The sequence below is a fragment of the Flavobacteriales bacterium genome (genome assembly GCA_013001705.1).
GTDB lineage: Bacteria > Bacteroidota > Bacteroidia > Flavobacteriales_D > JABDKJ01 > JABDLZ01.
This window is the reverse complement of sequence record JABDLZ010000008.1, coordinates 1-5,118: the sequence shown is the minus strand read 5'-3', so window position 1 is coordinate 5,118 and position 5,118 is coordinate 1. Positions and strand designations below refer to the sequence as shown.

The 5,118-nt window shown below is 52.1% G+C and carries 7 protein-coding genes; 2 read left to right on the top strand and 5 right to left on the bottom strand.

Translation table 11 applies throughout. The annotated features are described in order from the left end of the window. The 3 genes from HKN79_00235 to HKN79_00225 form a co-directional block, all read right to left on the bottom strand. On the bottom strand, positions 1-1,805 hold a 1,805-nt coding region (locus HKN79_00235), incomplete at its 3' end, for a hypothetical protein (GenBank protein ID NNC81978.1). A gap of 172 nt (positions 1,806-1,977) precedes the next feature. Next, positions 1,978-2,349 (bottom strand): rhodanese-like domain-containing protein, encoded by a 372-nt coding sequence (locus HKN79_00230; protein NNC81977.1) that lies wholly within the window; start codon positions 2,347-2,349, stop codon positions 1,978-1,980. A 5-nt stretch (positions 2,350-2,354) separates the two neighbouring features. After that, a complete protein-coding gene (locus tag HKN79_00225) occupies positions 2,355-2,672 on the bottom strand; it encodes a rhodanese-like domain-containing protein (protein NNC81976.1) in 318 nt (105 codons plus the stop codon). Positions 2,673-2,786: 114 nt separating this feature from the next. Here HKN79_00225 and HKN79_00220 point away from each other — a divergent pair, with 114 nt between their 5' ends. Both HKN79_00220 and dcm read left to right on the top strand, forming a co-directional pair. Further along, positions 2,787-3,179 carry a very short patch repair endonuclease gene (locus tag HKN79_00220; protein ID NNC81975.1) on the top strand — a complete coding sequence of 131 codons (393 nt, stop codon included), beginning with the start codon at positions 2,787-2,789 and terminating at the stop codon, positions 3,177-3,179. Further along, on the top strand, positions 3,157-4,404 hold the full coding sequence (gene dcm, locus HKN79_00215) for a DNA (cytosine-5-)-methyltransferase (protein NNC81974.1): 1,248 nt from the start codon (positions 3,157-3,159) through the stop codon (positions 4,402-4,404). Before HKN79_00220 ends, dcm begins: the two co-directional genes overlap by 23 nt. Before the next feature lies 1 nt (position 4,405). Here dcm and HKN79_00210 read toward each other — a convergent pair whose 3' ends face one another. Further along, the gene (locus HKN79_00210; protein NNC81973.1) at positions 4,406-4,687 is read right to left on the bottom strand and encodes a cupin domain-containing protein; all 282 of its coding nucleotides are present in this window, start codon (positions 4,685-4,687) and stop codon (positions 4,406-4,408) included. A gap of 5 nt (positions 4,688-4,692) precedes the next feature. After that, positions 4,693-5,118: hypothetical protein (locus HKN79_00205; GenBank protein ID NNC81972.1), on the bottom strand; the 426-nt coding region annotated here is incomplete at its 5' end.

The following is a 5,118-nucleotide window of genomic DNA, read 5'->3' as shown; positions in this document are numbered from 1 at the left end:
CTGGGGCCATCTTCAAAGACGAGATATTGGTTCTCCGGACAATCGAACACGCCCATACCACCGGGGAAGAATCGATCTCCCGTAGTGTAGGTCATGATCTCAGCTGCGGCTCTGGAATAAGTGGAGTGTCCTGAGACGTATCCAGCAAATGGAGGTGTGACGAAGGTGGGGCGCTGATAGGGCCACCAGTCCTTGGCCAATTTCCAGCCAACCCCTGCAACTTCAGTCTGGTATTCAGGAGCAAATCCAGAGATACAGGTATCCTCGGTCAAAGGGCCGAGCCAGCTCATCATCTTGATCTCGCCCACGTATTCTGGACCAGCGATCATGGTCGTATCGCTCTCCCAGATGGTATCTCCCAGCTGGACCAGTTCCATGAATCCAGGCTCCAGTTCCAATCCGGCCGGATGGAAATTGGGAAGGGTATCACTCGTGCTCTGTCCCAGTTCTGCCATGGCGCGGATGGCCGAAACCGGACGGATGTAATCGTAATATCCTTTTACAGCCCAAGCGGCTATGGCAGCATCATGCATACCCCCACCAAGTGTGAAATAGGTCTTCACATCGTATTCCAGATGGTCGAGTGAATCCACTCCGTTCCACCTCCAAGTGAATTCGGGATACTGACTGATCTCGTTATAGATAGCGAACCAGTGTCCGGGAGGTGTCTCACTATCCGGTCCATCTGCCCAGAACTCTGCCAGGATACGTGCATAGTCTCCTCGCGGAACGATCTGCGGTGCATAGGGCATCCCTGTGTGCGGATTGATATCGTGACCCTGTGAGGCATCACCGCCATTGTCCCTATCGTAGAATTCTGGGTAGTCGGCAAAGTCATCGGGCATGGAGTCCAGTGGGATGTTCCCGATCGATGCGGGTGAGATATCCCATAAGGTAGGATCATCGGGATCCAAATGGGACGACCATTTAGCTACCAGGTCGAATCCCCAGCGATAAAGTTCGGTATCCCCGTCCCCTTCCAGTCCGATCTTGGGTGGAGCTCCGGGATCGTGATAGAGGTTCCAATCGAAACCATCGCGGTTCTTGACAGACTTCACTGAATCGGCCAAGGCAAAGGGAATCACATCTCCCCATTCCGGGCTGAGAAATTCAGGAGTCGTAGTAAAGGGATTTCCACCTTGGTCGCAGAACAAGGTCAGACTCAGCGATTGCCAGCGATTCAAAGAATCGATATCGGGATTCCCAATAAAGTGTGCCTGGTCGATATTGAGCGGAGGATTCACCGTCTCATAGTAGATATTCTCATAACTCCCCGACTCATTGGCCCCATCAAGCATGGCAGCAGCGATGAGTTGCTCGGCAATATAGTTTCCGAGCGCAGCAGGTACCCCGGTGTTATAATTCGTGCTGGTAAATGAGGGGTCGTATCCCAAGTGCGTCATCGTGGTATCGATGATGAAGAAGGTGTTGACCTGACCCGGGCTACCGGTGTAGCGATGCTTGATCATGCGGTAAGCGGCAAAACTGATAGCCTCTTCCCGAGCAGCCCGAAGAGCCACCGGATCAGATGGGGTGATCACTCCATTGAAAGGACACTCATAATCACCCATGGATTTTCCCAAGAAATAAGGAGTGGCCAAGGTGTCATAGGCTGCCCAGGCATCGTACATGGCCACTGATATGTGCCATAGATTACGAGCATGTACTGTGGGACGTGCAAAATCCCTTCGTACAGCTTCGAGATTGGTCTCGATCCATGTATGGGCCACAGAATTCTGAGCCTCTGAGGTCTGGAAAGTCATTACAATGGTCAGGACAGTCGCTAGGCGTAGAAATCGCTTCATATCAATGAATTGTGTTTTCTTATGTTGAATAGACGAAAAAGAAGTAGTTCCGTTGCGTGGGTCAGAGAAGCAAAGTTAAGGCAGCAGGCACTTCCAAGCCAGTGCTCATGGCCTTGGGAATCCACTGATAATTGTCAGTACATGGAATTCTTACCAAGGAAAGCGCTTCCTTTCAGGGCTCCCATTGGGAATATCCTCCTTCCAACTCACAGACCGATTCAAAGCCTTCTTGGCGGAGCATTTCCATCGCCTTTGCACTTCGACCCCCTGAATGGCAGTAGAGATAGAGGGTCCTTTCCTTATCCAACTCGAGCATACGCTCCTTGAAATCCGGACTTCTGAAGTCGATATTGACAGCACCGTCCAGATGACCTCCGTTGAATTCCTCAGGCGTGCGCACATCGATGATCAAAGGGTCATCTTCCTGTGATAATAGGTCTTTCCATTCTACCTGAGAGACCCTGCGTACGCTGGGGTCATTCTGTACCTGACTGCTACATGAGCTGCTCAGGATGATCAATGCGATAAAGAGGATGTGTTGCATAGTATTCAGATTTGAGGGTCTACAAGTTCGCCATCCCATTCCATCATGCCGCCCTCTAGGTTATTGACATCTTTGAATCCTTGGGACTCCATGATCATACAGGCCTGGCCACTGCGGTTACCGCTGCGGCAATAGAGATAATAGGAAGCCTCCTTGTCCATCTCGGCCAAGGCAGCCATGAATTCATCGGGTCTGTAAATATCGAGCAGCCGTGCACCGGCCACGATACCTTCTTCACATTCCTCTGCAGTGCGCACATCGATGATGGTCGCATGCGGAGATTCACTTCCGCTCTTCCATTCTTCTTGATCCAGGTTCTTCATGATTCATGATATCTTGATGGCCGCGAAATTACACAAGACAGTAGTCCTTTGAGCAATTCAAGTTACCGAGATGACCGCAATCCACCGGCCGTCAATGAGGCCGTGGCTAAGAGCATGCGGGGCAATCGCGGAAAGGATACCAAACCTGAGATGCGCTTGCGCAAAGCGCTCTGGGCAGCAGGCATACGCGGCTATCGATTGCATTGGAAATCTGTTCCGGGAAGGCCTGATATCTCCTTCCCAGGAAGGCGCATCGCCATCTTCGTCAATGGCTGCTACTGGCATCGCTGCCCGCATTGTGACCTGCCATTGCCCAAATCCCATCAGGCCTTCTGGAAGGAGAAATTCGAAAAGAACATAGCACGGGATGAACGAAAAAGTCGAGAGCTACTTGATCTTCAATGGAAGGTTCACGTTATTTGGGAATGCGAGATCAAGCAGGATATCGATGCATGTGTCCATCGAGTGAGTGCCTTATTGGAGAATGAAGAAGATCAAGGTCGTTGAGCTATTTGCGGGAGTAGGTGGATTCCGTATCGGTCTGGAGGGATATCCGCGAAAGAGGAATTCTCCCTATGAAGTCCTGTGGTCCAATCAGTGGGAGCCCAGCACCAAGAAGCAGCATGCCAGTATGGTCTACCAGGCCCGATGGCCCGAGTGCGATCATGTGAATCAGAACATCGAAGAAGTCATCGAGCAGGATTTCGACTCCATTCCCGACCATGACCTGCTGGTGGGCGGATTCCCGTGCCAGGACTATTCCGTAGCCACTTCATTGCGCAATTCCAAAGGGCTTCGTGGCAAGAAAGGCGTACTCTGGTGGAGTATCGAAGCCATTCTGCGGAAGAAGAGAAAGAAGCGACCCAGATATCTCATGCTGGAGAACGTGGACCGATTGCTGAAATCCCCTGCCGATCAACGTGGAAGGGATTTCGCCATCATGCTCCGAAGTCTGGCCGATCTGGGATATGCGGTCGAGTGGCGTGTGATCAATGCGGCCGATTACGGTATGCCTCAGCGCAGACGGAGGATCTTCATTCTGGCCTATCTGAAAGGTACAGCCCTATTTACAGCTCTGAAAAAGACCGACCCTCGGACATACCTTGGTTCTGAAGGAGTCATGGCCAAGGCCTTTCCAGTAGAGAAGAAAGTACAGCTGGAACAGGTGGAATTACCGGATGATATTCTGGAAGTGTCCCAGACCTTCGGAGTCGGACTTAAGCAGAGCCCCTTCGGGCAGGCCGGTCTGATGATCGATGGGTCCTGCTACACAGGGCGGGTCCAGAGTAGATATAGAGGTAGAAGAGTGGTCATGGAAGATATCCTCCAAGACTTGGATGAGGTGGGGAAGGAGTTCTGGATTCCCAAGACGAAGGAAAAGGATTGGGAATATCAGAAAGGAGCCAAGCGCTTGGATAGGGTCAGCCGCAACGGTCATGCATACACCTTCACTGAAGGTAGACTGACCTTCCCCGATCCACTGGATCGGCCATCGCGGACCATCATCACCGGAGAGGGCGGACCTTCCCCCTCCCGATTCAAGCATGTGGTAGAACAAGAAGGCGTATTGCGCAGATTGACCCCGGTAGAACTGGAGCGTCTCAATATGTTCCCAGATGACCATACCCGATCAGCAGGCATCCGCGATGCCAAGCGCGCCTTTTTCATGGGCAATGCCTTGGTAGTAGGAGTAGTGGAGAAGTTGGGTAGGGAATTGGCGAAGCGGGTCTGATTCACCCTTCTGTATCTGAATAGACCAGCAGGACCTCCATGGTAGGATCAGGGATCATCCAATGCTCGGTATGTGGTGGGATCTTACACATGCTCCCCTTGCTCACTTCTATGCGCTCCTCTCCATTTACGATCACACCCGATCCGGCCGTCACATGACAGATCTCCCAGCGCTCATGGCTGTGACCGCGCCCTTCCCGCTCGAACTCCAGGTATTCGGAAATAATCTGCCCATCCCTCTCCATGAGGGTCTGCATACTTCCAAAGGAGGTGTTCTTTTTCATCCGCTTTATTCTTTCTCTCTGTCCCACCGACAATAGATCCTCCAAGTCGGATAGGAGAAGGTCTCATCGGGAGTGACCCATTCTCCCAACCAGTCATAGCCGGCCTCGGTGATATTGTAGAAGGTGATCTTGTACTTGCCGTCCATGCCATTGGGCGCTTTCTGATCCTGATAGAGGATGATCTTCCCATCCTCATGGAGATATCCCTCCCAGCTCGGTAGACGCGCTGTAGGCGTAGCGGCCGAATAATAATGCACGTACCACATGGCGCTATCGGGATTGAACTGCCGGATGCTCCCCGCATAGGTGCTATCCGCCTTGAAGGTCTCATCCTGCACGGCCTGTCCATTCATGATATACTTCCAGCGCCAGACCATATCCACCGTATCGGCCCAGGTGTTCTGATCGATGCGCATCACCGATCGACAGGG

Coding starts and splice junctions, on each gene's coding strand:
- HKN79_00225 (NNC81976.1), bottom strand. CDS start 2,672: ATGAAGAACCTGGATCAAGAAGAATGGAAGAGCGGAAGTGAATCTCCG.
- dcm (NNC81974.1), top strand. CDS start 3,157: ATGAAGAAGATCAAGGTCGTTGAGCTATTTGCGGGAGTAGGTGGATTC.
- HKN79_00220 (NNC81975.1), top strand. CDS start 2,787: ATGCGGGGCAATCGCGGAAAGGATACCAAACCTGAGATGCGCTTGCGC.
- HKN79_00210 (NNC81973.1), bottom strand. CDS start 4,687: ATGAAAAAGAACACCTCCTTTGGAAGTATGCAGACCCTCATGGAGAGG.
- HKN79_00230 (NNC81977.1), bottom strand. CDS start 2,349: ATGCAACACATCCTCTTTATCGCATTGATCATCCTGAGCAGCTCATGT.